Origin of the sequence: Paenibacillus sp. BJ-4 (assembly GCF_020404765.1) — a bacterium.
In the GTDB taxonomy this organism is placed as follows: Bacteria; Bacillota; Bacilli; order Paenibacillales; family Paenibacillaceae; genus Paenibacillus.
In genome coordinates this window covers 1-211 of the sequence record NZ_JAIVEM010000094.1, presented here as the reverse complement: position 1 = coordinate 211, position 211 = coordinate 1, and the positions used below count along the sequence as shown (strand labels likewise).

The 211-nt window shown below is 58.3% G+C and carries 1 rRNA gene; it reads left to right on the top strand.

What is annotated here, in order from left to right:
• Positions 1–192: ribosomal RNA gene (locus LCF57_RS16480) — 16S ribosomal RNA — on the top strand; the annotation flags it as partial.
• Between the last annotated feature and the right edge of the window lie 19 nt (positions 193–211).

Below are 211 nucleotides of genomic sequence, written 5' to 3'. Positions count from 1 at the left end.
GCGGATCAGCATGCCGCGGTGAATACGTTCCCGGGTCTTGTACACACCGCCCGTCACACCACGAGAGTTTACAACACCCGAAGTCGGTGGGGTAACCCGCAAGGGGGCCAGCCGCCGAAGGTGGGGTAGATGATTGGGGTGAAGTCGTAACAAGGTAGCCGTATCGGAAGGTGCGGCTGGATCACCTCCTTTCTATGGAGAATCGTTTCCT